Annotated in this window: 1 protein-coding gene; it reads left to right on the top strand. The window is 58.9% G+C overall.

What is annotated here, in order from left to right; genetic code table 11:
• Nucleotides 1–219 (top strand): hypothetical protein (locus A3709_RS22400; RefSeq protein WP_156507912.1); only part of this gene is annotated, 219 nt, incomplete at both ends.

Raw genomic sequence — 219 nt, 5'->3', positions numbered from 1 at the left:
GGTGCGCAGCTACATCGACTGGATGGTAAGCGTGCCCTGGGCCAAGCGCAGCAAGGTCAAGCACGACTTGAAGCGCGCCACCAAGATTCTCGATGAGGATCACTATGGGCTCGACGAGGTAAAAGACCGGATTATCGAGTACCTGGCGGTCCAAAAGCGGGTGCGCAAGGTCAAAGGCCCCGTGTTGTGCCTGGTAGGACCTCCCGGTGTGGGTAAGAC

Source organism: Halioglobus sp. HI00S01, from assembly GCF_001635445.1.
GTDB classification, from domain to species: Bacteria; Pseudomonadota; Gammaproteobacteria; order Pseudomonadales; family Halieaceae; genus Halioglobus; species Halioglobus japonicus.
Note: the sequence above shows the minus strand (reverse complement) of the source record. Positions and strands in the feature narration are given on the sequence as shown.